We start from the raw sequence: 20,136 nt of genomic DNA, 5'->3' as shown, positions 1-20,136 counted from the left end.
ATTTAAATAAATCACTGCACTACACTTTGATTATCTGGCAGTCAGTTAAAATATTCTATTGGAATTATGAAACATTCTTTTATATTTACGTAACACACTAAAATTAATTAAATCTACTTTCGTTAGAATCTAAACCACCCAACGATGTATGACAATATATTGCTTTTGAAGGACATTGTGGATAATACCCCGCTGCCCACCGCTGTTTATACAGGGGACGAATTAAAGATACAACTCGCCAACCCCGCTATGATGCAGGCCTGGGGCAAAGGGGACAAGATAATTGGAAAAAACTACCTGGAGGTGCTCCCTGAAACCCAAAACCAGCCGTTTTTTGAGCAGGCACTCCAAGTGCTCAAGACCGGAACTGCCTTTCACGCAAAGGACAAACAGGTTGATTTAATGGTGGACGGTGCCCTTAGAACCTATTATTTCAATTACAGCTTTATCCCTCTTTTTGATAAGGGAGGCGGGATCTATGCGGTGATGAATACAGGCTCGGATGTCACCGAGCTGCACCTTGCAAAACAGCAGACCCAGAGTGCCGAGCAAAGGCTCAGAATGGCTGTTGAATCCTCGGGAATGGGAACCTATGAAATAGACTTAGCGACCAAAAAAATCAAAACTTCGGGAAATTTCAATGCCATCTGGTCCATCGACCATGAGATTGCCAACGAAGAGCTCATAGCCAGACTGCACCCGGAGGACCAGGCCCTGCGCGAGAGAGCGCACCAGCAGGCGCAGACTACAGGAAAAATGTGCTACGAGGCCCGAATTTTAAACGATGACGGATCGATTAAATGGGTGAAGATCAATGGCAGAATTATCACCGGCGAGAATGGAACCCCCGGCACCCTTATCGGGATCATACAGGATATCCACGAGCAGAAAGCCTTTGAAGAGGAACTCAAAAAACAGGTCGCCGAGAGAACACAGGAGCTTCGCAGATCCAATGATGACCTTATGCATTTCGCAGGTGTTGTGAGCCATGACCTGAAAGAGCCTATTCGAAAAATTAAAACGTTCAATAGTATTTTAAAAAATGAGTACAAAGCCGATTTTAGTGAGAACGCTAAAAAATTCCTGCAAAAGGTAGACCAGTCCGCACAAAGGATGCAGAATATCATTGAAGGCATCCTTGCCTACTCGACCCTGGATAAAAGATCGCAGCCTGTTGAAAAAATAAACCTTGACCTGGTCATTGAAAATATCAAAACCGATCTGGAACTGATCATAAATGAAAAAGGAGCTATTCTGGTCATAAGTGAGCTTCCCCATATAGAAGGGGCGCCGATACTGATCCACCAGCTTTTTTATAACCTGGTGCACAATGCCCTTAAGTTCTCAAAAGCAGAGGAACCGCCCAGAGTGATAATCACTTCTACTATTAAAAACAATCAAGAAGGCACCGGGATGCTGGAAATAAAAATAAAGGACAACGGCATTGGACTGGATCCTGTTTTTGCAGAGAAAATATTTGATGCCTTTGAAAGGCTTCACTCTAAAGACAAATACGAAGGAAACGGGCTCGGACTTGCCCTGTGCAGAAAAATAGCCCAAAGGCACAATGGCTCTATTACTGCCTTGGGGGAGAAAGACAACGGCGCTGAATTTACAGTGACCCTTCCTTTAAAACAGTCCGATTCTTATCTTTAGCCCCTTGTAAACAAATAAATAAACAGGGAGATTCTTATCTCTATAGTGTTCTGGTAAATTGTATATTTCAATTTGCAGATATTACAGCATACACTGACACGTTTTTAAGTAGACATAAAATGGAAGATTATGTTTATGGACAGCCCGCCTTGTACTTAATTGTATCTGGCGGGTTTATCAAAACAGGGCTCCTCAGCAGCCCCAGCCCCGATGGCAGTGGAAATCCTTTTATGCCGGGGTTCGGTACAAAAGACTGCAACGGACAGCGGGAAGAGCTCAAAAAAAGCATTATATACAATTGACGATGCGGCCTCAAACCAAATTAAAAAAACTTTCCTGTTTGCTTCCACAGGGAAAACAAATAGCTTGATCAAATACAAATAGAATTAATTATTTAAAAACATAAACCCCAATTGAATTGGGCTTTGTGTTTGAATAACATCACAGCAGCAAGAGGAAATTGTTCCAGTACAAAAGAACAGATAAGAATCTCTGATAAAAAACCATTACCTTTAAATCAGAGAACAGCAATCGAAAATGAATAAAATTATTGAAAAATTGACCCGTCATCTAGCAAAAAATCCCAGAAGACTATTCTTAATTGACTCTGTGGGGGCTCTGCTTAATTCTGTGCTGCTCTCTGCCGTGCTTTCAAATCTAAGCCCCTATTTTGGGATGCCCAAGACAACATTAACTCTACTCTTCTCAATAGCGGCTTGTTTATGCTTTTACTCCGCTGTATGCTTTTTATTTTTAAAAACAAAATGGACGCTTTACATCAGAATAATAAGTTCTGCCAATTTACTGTACTGTGCGCTGACCACTGCCTTTTTATTTATTCATTACAGCAAGCTTACAGCTTTTGATCTGATGTACTTTTCACTTGAAACAGCAATTATCTGCCTGCTTGTTTATACAGAGCTTACCGTATCTGCTAAAATTCTAAACAGCAGTAAGGGCAGTCAAAATATCTCGCGCAGTAAACCCCGCCTTTAAAATCAGCATTACATTAACGTTTGATTTTTCCCATTAACCCCTTTGAAGAGGCAGCTTTGTATTTCTAGTATACAACTTAGCAAAAAATTCAAAAAATAATTCGTAAAGGCCAAAAACCTGCTGATCCGGGACAGGAAAAATTAACCATGAAAAAATTAAAATTCAGCACAAAGAACCCGTACAAAAAAAAATAAAGCTTTTAGGTCATTTAATAATTCTTCTTTTTCAAAATCAGTATATTTGCATCACTTATATTGTTACACTTTCTTTCTGGAGAAATACAATCCCTGCAGGTTCCCTAATGAAGCATTTAAAGTTACTATACGTTTTTCTAATATCGCTGCTTGCCTTCACAGCTGACAGCGCATCAGGCAGATCACCTGAGCCATCTTGCGCTGGGCACTTAAAAACTGGCTTTATCTCTTTTGACAATACTTTAATCACTTCTGCATTCGTAATAAAATATAAAGAGCTGGATGTCCATTTTAAATTTAAAAGTAAAGTAAAATACCGTGCAACTGCTTCGGAAAGCGATGCTTTAAATATTCCTTACAGCACTAAATCAGCACTTTTTACAATCTTTAAAAACAGCTTAATTTACGGTATTGAAGTTATTTACCAAATTCAGCGTCATAACTACCTGCACCTCTACCAGCTTTTTTAAAATGAGTTTTCATTATTGGGGAGAACTGCTCGGCAGTCCCTTATCTGCCGCTTAACAGCAGGACACAATACAGTACTAAGCATAGTTTAGTGAAGGCAGTCAAAGACACTGCTGGCAGCTCTGCATCCATAAATAAGGCTCAGTACTGTCTGGGCACTTGTTTCCGGCGATGCTTTTTTAAAAAACTATGTCCGCAGGTGCTGTTCAATTTATACTGCAGAAATTTCCTCACTGATAAGCACCAATAAAAAAGCATTACAGCAATTACAAGCATTCGCAGCGGAAAGACAAGAACAAGAAGAAATCTTCTGCCTGTTTACTGCTAAAATAAAAATTTCAGCCTGCAGAGAACCGCTGCGGCTAAGTAAAATAATAAATCCAGCTCTGCACTGCAGACAAACACAATAGAGATAACTAACAAGGCAGGACAGATCCCAGGCTGAATATTTAAATGCCCGCTGGCTTCCCGCACCTGATTACTAATCAATGAAGATAGTCCTAACACAGCTCTTAAGAGCCAAACACATCCTGATTGAAGGACAGAGAAAATTAACCCGCAAACAGTTCATTTTTCTCTCCAGCGTACTAATTGGAATTACTGCAGCCTTTGCTGTAATATTTTTAAAGGCCTTTGCCCACTGGGTCTTTTCCTTTGCTGCTTCCATCAACGCAATTGTAAAATTAAGTTTCATTAACAGTGTGCTTCCCGTTATCGGGATCGTATTGACTGTATTTGTGGTGAAAAGGATCTTAGGGGGAAGCCTGGAGAAAGGGACTTCTCAAATCCTGTACACAGTCGCGCGAAAAGCCAGCATTATCCCTAAAAAACAAATGTACGCCCAGATCATGACCAGTTCCCTTACTGTTGGGCTTGGGGGCTCGGCCGGGCTGGAGAGTCCAATTGTAATTACCGGTGCCGCCTTTGGTTCCAATTTTGCCCAGCAGTTCAAATTAAGCTACCAGGAACGGACGCTGCTCATAGGATGCGGGGTTGCAGCCGGTATAGCGGCCGCTTTTAACGCTCCTATAGCCGGTGTGCTTTTTGCTGTCGAGGTGCTGCTGGTAGATGTCACAATCGCGGCTTTTACCCCTATTATGATTGCAGCAGCCACAGGCGCGCTTGTTTCAGCAGTGGTCTTAAATGAAAATATACTGCTGGTTTTCAGAGAAAAGCAGACATTCGACTATCATAATATTCCATTTTACGTGCTGCTGGGACTTTTTACTGGTCTTACAGCGGTTTTCTACGCCAGGAAATTTTTAAAAACAGAACATCTTTTTGCGCACTTAAAATTCGGAGCTTATAAAAAAGCTTTAATTGGAGGAGCGGTATTGGGAATTCTTATTTTTGTTTTCCCCACCCTATTTGGTGAAGGTTATGAAAGCATCAAAATCCTGGCCGATAAGAACCCGGGAGCACTTTTAAAAAACACACTCTTTGAGCAGTACAGCAGCAGCAGCTGGGTGCTGCTGGCTTTCGTTGGATTTTCCATGTTCCTAAAAGCTTTTGCTTCCGGGATAACCCTTGGAAGCGGCGGGAACGGCGGGAACTTTGCCCCCTCTTTATTTCTGGGTTCCTATGCTGGATACTTCTTTTCAAAACTCCTAAATCTGACCGGCTTAACGGATCTTCCGATAAGCAACTTTACCCTTGTAGGGATGGCAGGAATCCTCAGCGGGCTGTTTCATGCCCCGCTGACAGCGATCTTTCTTATTGCAGAAATAACCGGAGGCTACGATCTGATGATACCCCTTATGATCGTCGCTTCGGTGAGCTTTGCTGTTTCAAAACGTTTTGAAAAACATTCTCTCGATGTAAAAAACCTTGCCCGAAAGGGAAATGCCTTCACCAGCAATAAAGACAGCAATATTTTATGCACGCTCAATATTGAGGATCTTGTAAAAAAAGATTATCTCACCCTTACAGCAGATCAGGATATGGAAAAGATTTCCGATCTGCTGGCACACTGCGATCAGGTGGTTTTTGGAGTAGTGAGCACGGAGAATGAGCTTGAGGGACTGGTTTATTTCGATGACATCAGAGAAATCATTTTTGATACTTCTCAAATTAAAAATACAATGGTAAAAGATATAATGTTAAAGCCGGTTCAAACTATCTATCTTTTTGACAGCATGGAAACGGTCATGAATAAATTTGAGAAAAGCAGTAAAATTTTTCTCCCTGTGGAAAAAAACGGCAGGTATTATGGTTTTATGGCTAAATCAGATATTTTGGAATCCTACCGAAACAGGCTTAAATCCATGACATTTGAATAATAACTTTTAGGGATTATTACAATGGAACATTTTTGTTCCATGCAATAAAAAAATGCAGACTGCATCAAATTTTAAAAAACAGGTAAAGAGCCGTCCGATCAGCTTTTGTTTTTCTCCCTGCAGCAAATTGAATCCCGGGCTATTATTTTGAATTTAAATCAATTAAACAATAATATATTAAGCGCTTCAGCCGCATTAAGATACGCATGAAAAATTTACTCTTTTTTTTATTTTCCTTTCTGCTGTTTCAAACAGCACAGTCTCAAAAAAATTCTTTAAAAAAGATCTTAGCCCTGCAGCAGCCAGGTGTCAAAGACACCATATTTCATTTAAGCACCCTGGATTCCATTACGGCAGATCTTCCCGCAACTCTAATTAAAGGCAGCCAGAGCGGTCCCACTTTTACCATAACGGCAGGTATTCACGGAATGGAATATCCCCCCATAGCCTCTCTGCTGCAGCTTCGCAGGGAAATAAATCCTCAAAAGCTTAAAGGAAATTTAATCATTATTCCCATCATGAACCTGCAGTCCTTCTACCAGAGAACTCCTTTTGTAAACCCTTCGGACAACCTGAACTTAAACCGTGTTTTTCCAGGCAGCAGAACAGGCAGCATCACCGAGGTAATTGCCAATTTTATCACCACTCAGGTTTTTGACGCCACGGACTTGTTTCTGGATCTGCATGGCGGGGATGTCAATGAAGATCTAATACCCTTTATCTGTTATTACGATAACAAGGAATTCAAAGAGCAGACCCGGCTGGTTTCCCGTCTTAGTGAAAACAGCGGTTTTTCCACCATTGTGAGTTATCCCTATGCCATTGCCGAAGGCCAGCCGGCGATGTATGCCTTTAAGCAGGCCGTAAGGCTGGGCATCCCGGCGCTCAGTATTGAAATTGGAAAGCTTGGCAGCTGCGAGAAGTCAGATGTGCTCTTTACTAAAAATGCAGTTTACCGCATGCTCAAAGAGCTGCAAATGTATGAAAGCAAAAAAGTGATACCGGCTGCTCCTGCAAAAAACAAATACAACAGACAGGCCTATGTTTCGGGACCCGGCCAGGGATTATTTTACAGCAGTTTTAAAGCAGGAAGCAGAGTTATAAAAGAAGAGGAAATTGGCTATATCACAGATGTTTTTGGCTGTAATGTGAAAATAATCACCGCGCCCCAAAGCGGCACAATTCTCTATAAGGCAGGAAGACTTCCGGTAAACGAAGGCGAAACATTATTCTGTATCGGCTATAAGGCTGTGGATTAATTTTATATCAATACCGAAAGCTCCAAGATCCTGCCGCTTTGAAAAAAATTAATCTGTGTGAACAATACTGACTGCTGTCAGCCGTTTACAATAGTTCGGTGCCTGCCCATTATAATAATACTATAATTAACGCACTCAGACAAATTTAAACTCCTATGAAAAAATTTCAAATTAAAAAAACAGAGCACGGAAAATGGCTTGTATCTCACAACGAAGTACCCAAATTCAGCTGTATTTTTGAAGATAAGAAATTCAATTACGACAGAACAATCATCGGCCTTTTAGATCCGGCAGGTGATCCAGAGGAAATTCAGGTTTTGCAAAAAATGGAAAAATGGCTCAAACAATACCACAAAGATAAAATCAATGGATAATAAACCAGCCGGGGTAGTAATTAATCTGTTTGAACTCCATCCCTGTTATTAAAATAAATCCTATCTTTAAATACAGCAATGCCATATCACAGCGCTCACACTAACTTAGACAGCTTATGAGAAAAATTACTGATATTCTGAATCTTAGAGAAGGAGAAGACGACAGGGAAAAAACACTGCAGACCGTTAAAAAAAACATTTCCTTTAAAGGAGCCAATCTTTGGATACTGGCCTGCGCCATAATTGTGGCCTCGGTGGGGCTTAATGTAAACTCAACAGCTGTTATCATCGGAGCGATGCTCATCTCCCCTCTGATGGGGCCTATTGTAGGGGCCGGTTTTGCCTTGGGCATTTATGACTTTTCACTGCTTAAAAAATCACTCAAAAACCTGCTCAATGCAACGGTTGTGAGTCTGGTGGTCTCCACGCTTTATTTTTACCTGAGTCCTTTCAAGGACGTTCAGTCGGAGCTTCTGGCGAGAACCTCCCCGAACATTTACGATATTCTTATCGCTTTTTTTGGCGGTGTTGTCGGGGTCATTGCCGTTACGCGGTCAGAGAAAGGAAATCCTATTCCCGGAGTAGCTATTGCAACGGCATTGATGCCGCCTTTATGCACCGCAGGATACGGGATTGCAACTGCCCAGTGGAGCTTTTTTCTAGGAGCTTTCTACCTTTATTGCATCAACTGCGTTTTTATAGGTATCGCCACTTTTCTAATCATAAAATACCTGAATTATCCTGCTGTTAAACAGGTGGATGAAAAGCAGCAGCAAAAAGTTAAGTATATTATTGCTTTTCTCATTACTGCAATGCTCGTTCCCAGCAGTTATCTCGCCTACTCTCTATACAGGGAACAGCAGTTTAAAAAAAATATAGAGCTTTTTGTTGACAGTGAGTTCAGCAGCAAGGGTTATACGGTGGTTTATAAAAAGACGGATTTTAACGCGAAGCAGAAAAAACTCGAACTTGCTTTCCTGTCCAAACGATTTTCCGATAAGGAGATTCAGAGCCTTAAAAGCAGACTCAACAGCAATAAGTACCTTGCCGGCACCAGCCTTCGCATCAGACAGGACAGCACCGACCGCTTTAACGACATAAAAGGCGATATCTTAAATCAGATCAAGAGCAGCGAGAATGAAATGAATGTAAAGGATGTTAAAATAATCCAGCTGGAAAAAGAGCTGGCAAAAAACAAATTTGACAACAAACAGCTTTTAAAAGAAATAAGAACCTTATTTCCTGATGTCCATTCGCTTTCCATTGCCAAAAACACTTTAGTGAATTATAAAGACAGCACCTCAACGATCACCGCTGTAATTTACGATGCCTCAAAAAACCTAACGGCAGAGGAAAGTGAAAAACTGACCAAATGGCTCAATGAACGTCTTTTAGTGAAAGATGCCGTATTGTTTAAAAGACAGTAAGCCCTTAAGAAGAATCAACAAAAAACTACTGTTCCCGTTTCTTTTTATTATACCAGCTCAGTAGCATAAAGCCTGATACCCCAGCCAGTATAGAAGCAGTAAGTATCGCAAATTTCGCCTCATTCTGATAGGCCTGTTCCTTAAAAGACAATAGCGCTATAAATATGGACATGGTAAAGCCGATTCCGCCTAAAAGCCCCAGTCCAAGTACATGAGTCCATGTAGTCTGGGCAGGCAGATCAGCAGCCCTGATCTTCACCGAGAACCATGACATTACAAAGATGCCAATGGGTTTGCCCAGGAAAAGCCCCAGAATAATTCCAAGTCCGAGATTACCGGTAAGTCCCTGCAGCATTTCAGATTCAAAAGCAATGTTAGTATTGGCCAGTGCAAAAACAGGCATGATGATAAAGTTTACCGGACGAGCCAAAGCATGTTCCAGCTTTTCCAAAGGGGAATCCGTTTCTTCTTCGTTAGTGGGAAGCGTTAAGGCCGTAAGCACTCCGGCTATCGTGGCATGAATGCCTGAATGGTGTATAAAATACCACATCACCGCACCGGGCAGGAGATAAAAAAACAAATTCTTTACCCCCAAACGGTTAAAAATCATAAGCAGTACAAATATACCCCCTGCATAAACCAGATACAGAAAATGAAGTTCCGAGGAATAAAAAACCGCGATAACCAAAATAGCAATCAGATCATCCACAATGGCCAGCGCGGCAAGAAAAATTTTAAGCCCCGAGGGAACCTTATCTCCTAAAAGGGAAAGTATTCCAAGCGCAAAAGCAATATCGGTTGCCATTGGGATTCCCCATCCTTTGGCAATATCAGGACTTTGTCCGTTAAAAAGAAAGTAAATCAATGCGGGAACCATGACCCCTCCTACAGCTGCCAGCACCGGCAGGGCCGCATGGCGAAGAGATGAAAGCTCACCTTCTATCACTTCCCTCTTGATTTCAAGGCCTACCAGCAGAAAAAAAACAGCCATCAAACCATCGTTGATCCACAGCAGGATCGGATACCGCAGCTGCAGGCCCGCTGCTTCAAATCCCAAAGGATACCCCAGCAAATCATTAAAATGTACTCCGAGCCCCGTATTGGCCATTATAAGAGAAACCAGCACACAAATTAAAAGCAGAATCCCTCCTGCTGCGGAAGATTGGAAAAAATGCGCGAAAATTTTGAGATTTATAAGTTTTGCCATTGGACAAAAATAGGCATTAGGGCTTAAAATGCCAAGAAGATCCATGCATAAAAATGAACCAGCACCCGGTATTATTAATAATGCCAGTTAGGACCATTCACGTAAGTAAGATTATTTTGCAAAGGCACACTAATTAGCACTCTACTGTTAACGGGCACCGGCTGGGTATCCCGTTCATTTTATCCGGTCTCTTCATCATCAGCCCTTATATAAAAAAGCCTGCTTTTAAGAGCTGATATGCAAAAGGCATTGATAAGACCTGGGCTGGAACCATACTTCATATTAGGAATTGGTGCCCAGCTTTTCATTTTCTTTAAAACGGCCGGCTTTTGATAAAAAAAGACAAGGCATAATCTCTATTTATTTGCCAATTCATAATATGAGGGCTAAAAATAAATGATTTTTTTAATAAATCGTCTAAAAAATCCCAAATTACCATTTGCCATAAATTAGTAAATTACAGTGATTGTTTTTATAAAATTCTTTATCTAAATTTGTATTTCCTATGAAAAAATGGTTTGCTAGTTTTACCCTGTCACTTGTTGTCCTGTTAATGGGATATGGCAGTGTATATACAAGCAGCAGCCAATTCTCAGAGAAAAAACCGCACCCTGCAGCACTTCAGGAAATAAAGTCCGATATGGGAGCTTATCTGGCTAAAAGACATTTTGTTGAAACCTTCAAAAGAAAATGCTGTCTTTTAGATAATGAAGAAAATGAAGAAAATTTTTCCACCATTCAAAAACAGCTTGTAAAAAGCAGCTGCTTTTTACATTTCCTGCGCCGCAATAAATTTGCAGTGTGTCCTGCCTTTAACAAAAAGGCTAATAACTTTAAAATTTTCGCCTTACTTTCTAATAAAGTATACCTTCGATTTCAAGTTTTCAGAATTTGATTTTTTATCCTAAGTAGTCACAAACTATTTCCAATTTACCGTTTTATCCTTTGCCAGCAGATGATTTCTCTAAGCCGGCAAACGGATGTGGAATACTTCAGCCTTATTTAAGGCTGTTAAAAAAATCAAAATCATTACGTTTTAATTCTGAAATTATTATGAAAAGAATTTTCATGCTCATGTCTTTATGTGCATTAGTTTTTGCAGGCTGCAACTCTAAAAAAGAAGGAGAAAAAGAGCAAAAAACCAAATTTCTGGTTACGAATCCAATTGAAAAAGATACTACCATTACAAAAGATTATGTATCGCAGATACACTCTATTCAACATATCGAAATAAGAGCGCAAGAGCGCGGTTACCTTGAAAAAATTTATGTAGATGAAGGACAAATGGTTAAAAAAGGCCAGCTGTTGTTTAAAATTATGCCTGCGCTTTATGAAGCCGAATTAAAAAAATCTAAAGCAGAAGTAAGTTTCAGCTCAATAGAATACCAAAATGCTAAAAAATTAGCTGACGAAAAAGTGGTTTCTCCAAATGAACTGGCAATGGCAAAAGCCAAACTGGAAAAAGCAAATGCTGAAATGGCCTTAAGCAAAGTTCATCTTCAGTTTACAGAAATCAGAGCGCCTTTTGACGGAATCATCGATAAATTTCATGTCCGTCAGGGAAGTTTAGTTGATGAAGGCGAACTGCTTACAGAATTGGCAGACAACAGTTCAATGTGGGTATATTATAATGTACCGGAATCTGAATATTTAGATTATCAGGAAAAAGCAGGAAAAAATGGTAAAATGAAAGTTTATTTATTGATGGCCAACAATAAAAAATTCCAATATCCCGGAGTTGTAGAAACCATTGAAGCCGATTTTGATAATGAAACAGGAAATATTCCTTTTAGAGCTGTTTTTCCAAATCCAAAAAGATTGTTACGACACGGGGAAACCGGAAGCATCCAGATGCCGATAGAACTGAAAAATGCTATGCTGATACCTCAGAAAGCCACATTTGAAGTTTTGGACAAGAAATATGTATATGTAATTGATAAAAACAATGCAGTAAAATCGAGAGAGGTTGTTATTGCCGCGGAAATGCCTCACCTATTTGTAATAAAAGAAGGTTTGTCGATTCATGATAAAATACTTTTAGAGGGACTTCGTCTTGTAAAAGAAAATCAAAAAATAGACTACGAAGTTTTAAAACCCGAATCGGTTATGTCCAACTTAGAACTGTATGCGGAATAACCGAATCTAAAAGAAAAAGAAATGTTTAATAAATTTATACATAGACCCGTTTTTGCAATTATAATTTCGATTATAATTGTATTTATAGGCACGCTGTCGATCAAACAGCTACCTATTTCGCAATTCCCTCAAATTGCGCCCACAACTGTAAATATCTTTATTGCTTATCCGGGAGCAAGTGCCGATGTATTGGTAAAATCTACTTTAATCACCTTAGAGAATTCGCTTAACGGTACACAAGGTGTGCGTTATATGGCGACAGATGCCACAAGTGCTGGAGAAGCAACACTTAGAATCATTTTTGAACCAGGAACCGATCCTAATGAAGCTGTAATCAGAGTCAAAACAAGGGTCGATCAGGTAATGCCATTATTACCTGAACTGGTTCAGCGTGAAGGAGTTGTTATTACCCCTATTCAGCCCAGCATGCTGATGTATGTGAATCTTTATTCGAAAAGCAAAAGCATGGATGAAAAATTCCTTTACAACTACGCTGATGTAAAAATGATTCCGGAAATCAGCCGTGTTAAAGGTGTTGCGAGAACTCAAATTTTAGGAAGCCGTAAATATGCCATGCGTGTTTGGTTGAATCCTGACCGAATGCGAGCTTACAAAATTTCTGTTGAAGAAGTGATGGAAGTTTTACAAGAACAAAGTATTATTGGCCGTCCGGGACGATTAGGACAAAGTTCTGGTATTGCAGCACAATCTTTAGAATATGTATTGACTTATAAAGGAAGATACGACGAGCCAAAACAATACGAAAATGTAATTGTCCGTGCGAATTCTGAAGGTGAAAGCATTCGCTTAAAAGACATTGCAAAAGTAGAATTAGGAAGTGAATTCTTTGATATTTACTCCAATCTAGATGGTCATCCTTCTGCCGCAATTGTATTAAAACAAAACTACGGAAGTAATGCAAGCGACGTAATCAATGACGTTAAAGCGAAACTGGAAGAAATGAAAGCAAGTTTTCCTCCAGGAATGGATTATAAAATCAGTTATGACGTTTCGCAATTCTTAGATGCTTCTATCGATCAGGTGGTTCATACTTTGAGAGATGCCTTTATTTTGGTTGCCTTAGTTGTATTTATATTTTTAGGAGATTGGCGCTCCACTTTAATTCCAATTATTGCCGTTCCAGTTTCTTTGGTTGGAGCTTTCTTTGTGATCCAGATGTTTGGAATGTCAATCAACTTGGTAACCCTATTTTCATTGGTATTAGCGATAGGAATTGTAGTTGATAACGCGATTGTCGTTGTCGAGGCCGTCCATGCCAAGTTTGAAGAATTTCCGCATATTACGCCTTACCATGCTGTAAAATTAGTTTTGGGTGAAATTGGAGGTGCGATTATCGCCATTACAGCCGTTATGGTTTCGGTTTTTATCCCTGTTTCGTTTATGTCGGGTCCGGTTGGAACTTTTTATAGACAATTTTCGGTTACCATGTCAAGCTCGATTATTATTTCAGCAATTGTGGCTTTAACCCTTACTCCTGTTCTTTGTGCGATTCTTTTGAAAAACAATCACGGAAAAGAGAAAAAAGGAAATATCTTGACGAAGTCTCTTGATGCTTTTAACAGATGGTTTGAAAGACTTACAGGCCGTTATGTTGTCGTTCTAAAAACAATTGTGAGCCGAAGAGTTCTAACTTTCGGAATTTTAATTGCGTTCTGTGCTTTCATTTTTATAGAAAATCAAGTTTTACCTTCTGGATTTATTCCGAGTGAGGATCAGGGAACTATTTACGGAATCATTCAAACACCACCGGGTGCAACTTTAGAAAGAACCAATCAGGTAGCGCAGAAACTGCAGAAAATCTGTGAAAAGGTTGAAGGTGTTGAATCGGTTTCTTCTTTGGCGGGTTACGAAATCATGACGGAAGGCCGTGGTTCTAATGCTGGAACGTGTTTGATTAACTTGAAATCGTGGTCGGACAGAAAACATTCTGTTACAGAAATCATGGAAGAGTTAGAAAAGAAATCTAAAGATCTGGGTGCTGTTGTAGAGTTTTTTGAACCGCCTGCAATTCCAGGATTTGGTTCTTCTGGAGGTTTTTCTATGCGTTTGTTAGACAAAACAACCAATACCAATTATCAGGACTTTGACAAAATCAACAAGCAGTTTATGGCCGAATTAGGCAAACGTAAAGAGCTTTCTGGTTTGTTTACATTCTTCGCTGCCAATTATCCGCAGTATGAATTAGAGATCAACAATGATTTAGCGATGCAGAAAGGAGTTTCTATTGGTAAAGCGATGGAAAACCTCAACATTCTAATCGGAAGTACCTACGAACAAGGATTCATCAAATTTGGACGTTTCTTTAAATTATACGTGCAGTCTGATCCAAAATTCAGAAGACTTCCGTCAGATATATTGAATCTCTATGTAAAAAATGATCATGGAGAAATGGTGCCTTATTCTGCTTTTATGACGCTTAAAAAAACACAGGGACCTAATGAGATCACGCGTTACAACATGTATAATTCTGCTGCTATTCAGGGTCAGCCTGCAAAAGGATACACCACTGCTGATGCCATTAAAGCAGTACAGGAAACAGCGCTTAAAACATTGCCTAAAGGATATGATATTGCATGGGAAGGTCTTTCTTATGATGAAGCTGGACGAGGTAACGAATCACTTTACATCTTTTTAGTCGTATTGGCTTTCGTTTATTTTGTGTTAGCTGCGCAATATGAGAGTTTTATTATTCCGTTTTCAGTGATTTTATCGATTCCTGTTGGAATTTTAGGTTCGTTTGTCATTCTTCAAATGATGGGCTTACAAAACGATATTTATGCGCAAATCGGATTAATTATGTTGGTCGGACTGCTCGGTAAAAATGCCGTATTGATAGTCGAATTTGCCGTCCTCAAACACCAGCAGGGCGCTACCATTCTCGAAGCCGCTATTGAAGGCGCTAAGGTTCGTTTCAGACCAATCTTAATGACATCATTTGCCTTTATTGCAGGATTGATTCCGTTGATTTTCGCTTCTGGAGCGGGTGCAATCGGTAACAGAACTATTGGAGGATCCGCGCTTGGTGGAATGCTTTTCGGAACCATTTTCGGAGTAATTATTGTTCCGGGGCTATACTACATTTTTGGTTCATTGGCTCAAGGCCGAAAACTAATTAAAGGAGAAGAAGAAAGTTCATTATCTGATGATTTTATGCATCATGTACATGATTTTTCAACAAACAATCAAACGGAGGAAAATGAAGAATAACAGAAATATAAAATACGCAGGTCTTGCCTGCGTATTACTCACCATAGCGGGTTGTAAAACGACAACTATTGTAGAAAAAACAGAAAACAAAACACTGCCAGAAAACTATGCTGACACTGGCTTAGACACTCTAAATACCGGAAAAGTAAAATGGAGAAGTTATTTTACAGACGAAAATTTAGAAAATCTGATTGATATCGCTTTAAAAAACAATCAGGAATTAAACATCACACTTCAGGAAATTGAAATTGCCAGAAGCGAAGTAAAAGCACGAAAAGGAGAATACCTGCCTTTTGTAGGTTTTAGCGCCGGTGCAGATGTAACGAAGTCAGGAAGATACACAAGCACAGGTTCTGGTGAAGCTACAACAGAAATTATGCCTGGGAAAGAAACACCAGATCCGCTTCCTAATTATCGTTTTGCGCTGACTTCAAGTTGGGAAATCGATATTTGGAACAAACTGCATAATGCTAAAAAAGCAGCTTTAAACCGTTATTTAGGTTCTATTGAAGGAAAGAATTTTGTAGTTACCAATTTGATTGCAGAAATAGCCGATTCGTATTACGAACTTTTAGCATTGGATAATCAATTGAAAATCATCATACAAAATATTGACATTCAGACCAATGCATTAAAAGTCGTAAAAATACAAAAAGAAGCGGCAAGGGTAAACGAACTGGCTGTACGCCGGTTTGAGGCTCAGATTTTAAGCACGCAAAGCATTCAGTTTGACATACAGCAGCAGATAACCGAAACAGAAAATAAAATCAATTTCCTGTTGGGGCGTTTTCCTCAAAAAATTGCCAGAAACAGCAATACATTCAGTTCTATAACTCCTGCAGATATTCATGCCGGAGTGCCTTCTCAGCTTCTGGAGAATCGTCCCGACATTAAAAAAGCAGAAATGGAACTAATCGCTGCAAAACTCGACATTAAGGCCGCTAAAGCTAAATTTTATCCATCGCTGGGCATTTCAGCAGGAATTGGTTATGAAGCTTTCAATGCCAAGTATCTGCTGACTTCTCCAGAATCTCTATTGTATTCCATAGCCGGAGATTTGGTTGCTCCTCTGATCAACAGAAATGCTATTAAGGCAAGTTATCTTACTGCAAGCGCCAAACAAATTCAGGCAGTTTACAATTATGAAAGAACTTTGGTAAACGCTTATGTTGAAGTTGCGAATCAGCTTTCTAAAATTCAAAATACAGCAAAAAGCTATGATTTGAAGTCAAAACAAGTTGATGCTTTAAACGAATCTGTTCAGATATCCAATAACTTATTTAGTTCTGCCAGGGCAGATTATATGGAAGTTTTACTGACCCAGAAAGATGCTTTAGAATCTAAGTTTGAACTTATCGAAACCAAAAAACAGCAGATGAATGCTTTTGTTAATGTTTATAAAGCCTTAGGCGGCGGCTGGAATTAGTAGTTTTCATTTTTATTTTTTTTTAAAGGAGCCCTGTTTTTTAACAGGGCTCCTTTTCTGCTTACCACCTAATCCCGGATCAAATCTAAAACTAATCCAGCTGTATAATTCCTAAGCGTATGCCCCTCAGGCAATAGAGTCTGTCCGCAATCTTCCGCCGCACCTATGATTTTATAAGCTCTGCCTCATTTTCAGCTGCCGTTAAAAAATAATTCAGGTACTGCTTTCCTTCTTTACCGCGGCTATGGACAATCTGGGCGCCCTCTGCGGATCATGCATCTTACCCAGCAAAAGAAAAACATAAAATCTTTTTTTCTTTAAATTGTATATCGTAATATTGCAATATAAATATAAGACGATGGGAACAACAAAAACAGATCACTTTACAGAAAGCCAGAATGAGCTGGCTGTTTTAGCCAAAGCATTAGGCCATCCTGCGCGTATTGCTATTATGGAATACTTATTAAAAGTGGATGCCTGCATCTGCGGAGATATTGTAAACGAACTTCCCCTTTCGCAGCCGACAGTTTCACAGCATTTGAAAGAATTGAAAAATGCAGGTCTGATTAAAGGAAGCATCGAAGGAAATTCTATCTGCTACTGCATCAATGAACCCGGACTGGAAAAGATAAAAGGCTTTTTTGAGCATATATCAGCAAATCTTGCAAAAAAGAGAAGCGAATGCTGTTAATCTAAAAGATATGGAAATCAGAAAACTTTCGGATAAACACTGGGATCAGGTAAAATTAATTTACCAAAAAGGGATAGATACCGGCAATGCGACTTTCCAGACCAGCGCCCCTTCATGGGAAAACTGGGATCAGTCACATCTTAAGTCCTGCCGAGTTGTGATGCAGGAAGATGGCAAGGCAATTGGCTGGGCTTCCCTTACCCCTGTTTCTTCACGCTGCGTTTATGCAGGGGTTGCAGAGGTGAGCGTATATGTGGATCCAGCACATTCAGGAAAAGGAATCGGGCTTGCTCTTTTAAATGAACTTGTCCGGCAGAGCGAAGCAGAAGGAATCTGGACACTTCAGGCAGGGATCTTTCCTGAGAATACAGCAAGTCTGCGCATTCATGAAAAAGCAGGTTTCAGGATACTTGGTGTAAGGGAGAAAATTGGAAAACAAAATGGTATCTGGAGAGATACTGCGATTCTTGAAAGAAGAAGCTCCGTTATTATCTAATAAAAAATATAGTTGAACTAAATATAAAAAAACATGAAACTTTCAGAAATTAAAGAAGTGCTTAAAACAGTTGAAGCTGTAAATTTTGAACTGCCCAACGGCACATTTGTACCGGAATATTTCCACGTGACTGAAGTAGGCCTGGTTACCAAAAACTTCATCGACTGCGGAGGAACAGTAAGAAAAGAAACGGTTGTAAATTTCCAGCTTTGGGATGCCAGCGACTACGAACACAGGCTTAAACCCGGAAAGCTGATTCACATCATTGAGCTTTCAGAAAAAGTATTGGGAATTGAAGACCATGAAATTGAAGTGGAGTACCAGAACACAACTATCGGTAAATACGATTTGGATTTTAACGGCAGAAACTTCACTCTGCTGAATAAACAGACAGCCTGCCTTGCTCAGGAGCAGTGCGGCATTGCCTCTGATAAGCCAAAAGTAAAATTATCTCAGCTAAATACTGATAATGGCGCTTCATGCACTCCGGGCGGAGGATGCTGCTAATCATTAAACAGAAAATCAATAAACCTTTACAGCCAAAAAACTATGTTATATCCACAAATTGAGAATACCGTTAAATCATTTGATTTTAAGCAGATCTCCGAAGAGCGCAAAGCAGTCCTGCAGCCACTAATCGACTTCATTCAGACAAAAGCGGACGGTAAGCTGGAAACCAGACTAAACCTAATCTGCACGCACAATTCCAGAAGAAGCCATCTCTCGCAGGTTTGGGCGCAGACTGCGGCTGCCTATTACGGCATCGAAAACGTTTCATGCTATTCGGGGGGAACCGAGGCTACTGCCCTTTTCCCAATGGCAGCGGAGATTTTGAAGCATTCAGGATTCAACATCAAAACTCTTTCAGAGGGATCAAACCCCGTTTATTCCATAAAATATTCACCTGACGGACTTCCTGTCATTGGTTTTTCCAAAACCTATGATGATGATTTCAATCCTGAAAGCGGATTTGCCGCAATAATGACCTGTTCGCAGGCTGCCGGTGGATGCCCGTTTATAGCAGGCGCTGAGAAAAGAATCCCGATCACTTTTGAAGATCCAAAAATTTCCGACGGAACGCCTCAGCAGAAAGAAACTTATCTGGAGCGCAGTCTGCAGATTGGAACTGAAATGTTTTACATATTCTCACAAATAAAAAAATAAAATGTCAGCAAATAACTGTGCACCAGCTGTCGGACGCAAAAAGTTAAGCTTCCTTGACCGCTTCTTGACCCTTTGGATTTTCCTTGCTATGGCTATAGGCGTGGCTATAGGATACTTTATTCCTTCCAGCGGAGATTTCATCAATTCTTTCTCCAGCGGAACAACAAACATTCCATTGGCAATAGGACTTATCCTGATGATGTACCCGCCACTGGCAAAAGTAAAATACGAACAGATGGGACAGGTTTTCAAGAACACTAAAGTCTTGGGCGCCTCTTTATTCCTGAACTGGATTGTAGGCCCTGTCTTGATGTTTTTGTTGGCGCTCCTGTTTTTAAGCGGATATCCTGAATACATGATCGGGGTGATCCTGATTGGCCTGGCACGCTGTATCGCAATGGTTGTGGTATGGAACGATCTGGCAGACGGAAACCGCGAATATGCTGCAGGACTAATTGCCCTAAACAGTATTTTTCAGGTACTGCTTTATAGTGTATACGCTTACATTTTTATAACCATTCTACCTCCCTATTTTGGATATGATGGTTTTGAAGTCAATATCATCATTGCACAGATTGCCGAGAGTGTGGGTATCTATCTAGGTATTCCATTTGCTCTGGGAATCATAAGCCGCTATGCTTTGATAGCTTTAAAAGGCTCTGAATGGTTTGAGGATAAGTACGTGCCGTTTATCTCACCGATTACTCTTATTTCACTGCTCTTTACGATCATTGTAATGTTCAGCCTGAAAGGGGAACTTATTGTTCAAATCCCGATGGATGTCGTGCGTATTGCAATACCGCTTGTCATATACTTTACTTTAATGTTTGTCATCAGCTTTTTTACAGGAAAATATTTTGGGGCTGACTATTCAAAGGCTACATCTATTGCGTTTACAGCCACCGGCAATAATTTTGAATTGGCTATTGCCGTGGCAATTGGAGTATTCGGAATAAACAGCGGACAGGCATTTGCAGGTGTTATTGGTCCTTTGGTAGAAGTACCTGCTCTTATAGCACTGGTAAACCTTGCATTTTGGTTTAGAAAAAAGTATTTTACAAAACAACTGCCTGCAGAAACTGCTTAAAAGAAATATGAGAATTGCAATAATATCGGATATACATGCGAACTTCCC

The 20,136-nt window shown here is 40.0% G+C and carries 17 protein-coding genes; 16 read left to right on the top strand and 1 reads right to left on the bottom strand.

From position 1 onward, the window contains the following. Nucleotides 1-144: 144 nt before the first annotated feature. From GSY47_RS11475 to GSY47_RS11445, 7 genes are all read left to right on the top strand, one after another. Nucleotides 145-1,656, top strand: coding sequence for a PAS domain-containing sensor histidine kinase (locus GSY47_RS11475; protein ID WP_219071339.1), 1,512 nt, complete (start codon nt 145-147; stop codon nt 1,654-1,656). A 537-nt stretch (nt 1,657-2,193) separates the two neighbouring features. Further along, nucleotides 2,194-2,652 (top strand): hypothetical protein, encoded by a 459-nt coding sequence (locus tag GSY47_RS11470; protein WP_219071338.1) that lies wholly within the window; start codon nt 2,194-2,196, stop codon nt 2,650-2,652. Between the two features lie 301 nt (nt 2,653-2,953). Continuing rightward, nucleotides 2,954-3,316 (top strand): hypothetical protein, encoded by a 363-nt coding sequence (locus GSY47_RS11465; RefSeq protein WP_219071337.1) that lies wholly within the window; start codon nt 2,954-2,956, stop codon nt 3,314-3,316. A 486-nt stretch (nt 3,317-3,802) separates the two neighbouring features. Next, the gene (locus tag GSY47_RS11460; RefSeq protein WP_219071336.1) at nt 3,803-5,593 is read left to right on the top strand and encodes a chloride channel protein; all 1,791 of its coding nucleotides are present in this window, start codon (nt 3,803-3,805) and stop codon (nt 5,591-5,593) included. A 206-nt stretch (nt 5,594-5,799) separates the two neighbouring features. Continuing rightward, complete coding sequence (locus GSY47_RS11455) at nt 5,800-6,852, top strand: succinylglutamate desuccinylase/aspartoacylase family protein (RefSeq protein WP_219071335.1); 1,053 nt, start codon at nt 5,800-5,802, stop codon at nt 6,850-6,852. A 155-nt stretch (nt 6,853-7,007) separates the two neighbouring features. Continuing rightward, nucleotides 7,008-7,226 (top strand): hypothetical protein, encoded by a 219-nt coding sequence (locus GSY47_RS11450; protein WP_219071334.1) that lies wholly within the window; start codon nt 7,008-7,010, stop codon nt 7,224-7,226. 116 nt (nt 7,227-7,342) lie between these two features. Further along, a complete protein-coding gene (locus GSY47_RS11445) occupies nt 7,343-8,653 on the top strand; it encodes a TIGR00341 family protein (protein ID WP_219071332.1) in 1,311 nt (436 codons plus the stop codon). A 25-nt stretch (nt 8,654-8,678) separates the two neighbouring features. Here the strand turns inward: GSY47_RS11445 and nhaA are convergent, their stop codons facing one another. Beyond that, nucleotides 8,679-9,860 carry a Na+/H+ antiporter NhaA gene (gene nhaA, locus GSY47_RS11440; protein ID WP_246611320.1) on the bottom strand — a complete coding sequence of 394 codons (1,182 nt, stop codon included), beginning with the start codon at nt 9,858-9,860 and terminating at the stop codon, nt 8,679-8,681. A 505-nt stretch (nt 9,861-10,365) separates the two neighbouring features. On the opposite strand from nhaA, the gene GSY47_RS11435 reads away from it, so the two are divergent. The 9 genes from GSY47_RS11435 to arsB all read left to right on the top strand — a co-directional run bounded on the left by GSY47_RS11435 (nt 10,366) and on the right by arsB (nt 20,088). Beyond that, nucleotides 10,366-10,755: a hypothetical protein gene (locus tag GSY47_RS11435; protein WP_219071329.1), complete on the top strand. Its 390-nt coding sequence runs from the start codon at nt 10,366-10,368 to the stop codon at nt 10,753-10,755. 158 nt (nt 10,756-10,913) lie between these two features. Further along, nucleotides 10,914-11,996: an efflux RND transporter periplasmic adaptor subunit gene (locus GSY47_RS11430; protein ID WP_095927849.1), complete on the top strand. Its 1,083-nt coding sequence runs from the start codon at nt 10,914-10,916 to the stop codon at nt 11,994-11,996. 21 nt (nt 11,997-12,017) lie between these two features. After that, nucleotides 12,018-15,224 carry an efflux RND transporter permease subunit gene (locus GSY47_RS11425; protein WP_219071327.1) on the top strand — a complete coding sequence of 1,069 codons (3,207 nt, stop codon included), beginning with the start codon at nt 12,018-12,020 and terminating at the stop codon, nt 15,222-15,224. Next, nucleotides 15,214-16,650, top strand: coding sequence for a TolC family protein (locus tag GSY47_RS11420; RefSeq protein ID WP_219071325.1), 1,437 nt, complete (start codon nt 15,214-15,216; stop codon nt 16,648-16,650). Before GSY47_RS11425 ends, GSY47_RS11420 begins: the two co-directional genes overlap by 11 nt. A 358-nt stretch (nt 16,651-17,008) precedes the next feature. Next, on the top strand, nt 17,009-17,341 hold the full coding sequence (locus tag GSY47_RS11415; protein ID WP_219071321.1) for an ArsR/SmtB family transcription factor: 333 nt from the start codon (nt 17,009-17,011) through the stop codon (nt 17,339-17,341). Between the two features lie 10 nt (nt 17,342-17,351). Then, entirely contained in the window at nt 17,352-17,837 is a 486-nt protein-coding gene (locus tag GSY47_RS11410) for a GNAT family N-acetyltransferase (RefSeq protein ID WP_219071368.1), read from the top strand. Nucleotides 17,838-17,870: 33 nt separating this feature from the next. Next, complete coding sequence (locus tag GSY47_RS11405) at nt 17,871-18,344, top strand: DUF6428 family protein (protein WP_219071320.1); 474 nt, start codon at nt 17,871-17,873, stop codon at nt 18,342-18,344. A 42-nt stretch (nt 18,345-18,386) separates the two neighbouring features. After that, entirely contained in the window at nt 18,387-19,001 is a 615-nt protein-coding gene (locus GSY47_RS11400; protein WP_219071072.1) for an arsenate-mycothiol transferase ArsC, read from the top strand. 1 nt (nt 19,002) lies between these two features. After that, a complete protein-coding gene (gene arsB / locus GSY47_RS11395; protein WP_129053268.1) occupies nt 19,003-20,088 on the top strand; it encodes an ACR3 family arsenite efflux transporter in 1,086 nt (361 codons plus the stop codon). The last annotated feature ends 48 nt before the right edge of the window (nt 20,089-20,136 follow it).

The sequence above is a fragment of the Flavobacterium quisquiliarum genome, from assembly GCF_019308285.1.
Taxonomy (GTDB): Bacteria; Bacteroidota; Bacteroidia; order Flavobacteriales; family Flavobacteriaceae; genus Flavobacterium; species Flavobacterium quisquiliarum.
This window is presented reverse-complemented; position numbering and strand designations above follow the sequence as displayed.

What these genes read in the sequence shown, in the direction of transcription:
- GSY47_RS11475 (WP_219071339.1), top strand. Translation starts at nt 145, where the DNA reads ATGTATGACAATATATTGCTTTTGAAGGACATTGTGGATAATACCCCG.
- GSY47_RS11470 (WP_219071338.1), top strand. Translation starts at nt 2,194, where the DNA reads ATGAATAAAATTATTGAAAAATTGACCCGTCATCTAGCAAAAAATCCC.
- GSY47_RS11465 (WP_219071337.1), top strand. Translation starts at nt 2,954, where the DNA reads ATGAAGCATTTAAAGTTACTATACGTTTTTCTAATATCGCTGCTTGCC.
- GSY47_RS11460 (WP_219071336.1), top strand. Translation starts at nt 3,803, where the DNA reads ATGAAGATAGTCCTAACACAGCTCTTAAGAGCCAAACACATCCTGATT.
- GSY47_RS11455 (WP_219071335.1), top strand. Translation starts at nt 5,800, where the DNA reads ATGAAAAATTTACTCTTTTTTTTATTTTCCTTTCTGCTGTTTCAAACA.
- GSY47_RS11450 (WP_219071334.1), top strand. Translation starts at nt 7,008, where the DNA reads ATGAAAAAATTTCAAATTAAAAAAACAGAGCACGGAAAATGGCTTGTA.
- GSY47_RS11445 (WP_219071332.1), top strand. Translation starts at nt 7,343, where the DNA reads ATGAGAAAAATTACTGATATTCTGAATCTTAGAGAAGGAGAAGACGAC.
- nhaA (WP_246611320.1), bottom strand. Translation starts at nt 9,860, where the DNA reads ATGGCAAAACTTATAAATCTCAAAATTTTCGCGCATTTTTTCCAATCT.
- GSY47_RS11435 (WP_219071329.1), top strand. Translation starts at nt 10,366, where the DNA reads ATGAAAAAATGGTTTGCTAGTTTTACCCTGTCACTTGTTGTCCTGTTA.
- GSY47_RS11430 (WP_095927849.1), top strand. Translation starts at nt 10,914, where the DNA reads ATGAAAAGAATTTTCATGCTCATGTCTTTATGTGCATTAGTTTTTGCA.
- GSY47_RS11425 (WP_219071327.1), top strand. Translation starts at nt 12,018, where the DNA reads ATGTTTAATAAATTTATACATAGACCCGTTTTTGCAATTATAATTTCG.
- GSY47_RS11420 (WP_219071325.1), top strand. Translation starts at nt 15,214, where the DNA reads ATGAAGAATAACAGAAATATAAAATACGCAGGTCTTGCCTGCGTATTA.
- GSY47_RS11415 (WP_219071321.1), top strand. Translation starts at nt 17,009, where the DNA reads ATGGGAACAACAAAAACAGATCACTTTACAGAAAGCCAGAATGAGCTG.
- GSY47_RS11410 (WP_219071368.1), top strand. Translation starts at nt 17,352, where the DNA reads ATGGAAATCAGAAAACTTTCGGATAAACACTGGGATCAGGTAAAATTA.
- GSY47_RS11405 (WP_219071320.1), top strand. Translation starts at nt 17,871, where the DNA reads ATGAAACTTTCAGAAATTAAAGAAGTGCTTAAAACAGTTGAAGCTGTA.
- GSY47_RS11400 (WP_219071072.1), top strand. Translation starts at nt 18,387, where the DNA reads ATGTTATATCCACAAATTGAGAATACCGTTAAATCATTTGATTTTAAG.
- arsB (WP_129053268.1), top strand. Translation starts at nt 19,003, where the DNA reads ATGTCAGCAAATAACTGTGCACCAGCTGTCGGACGCAAAAAGTTAAGC.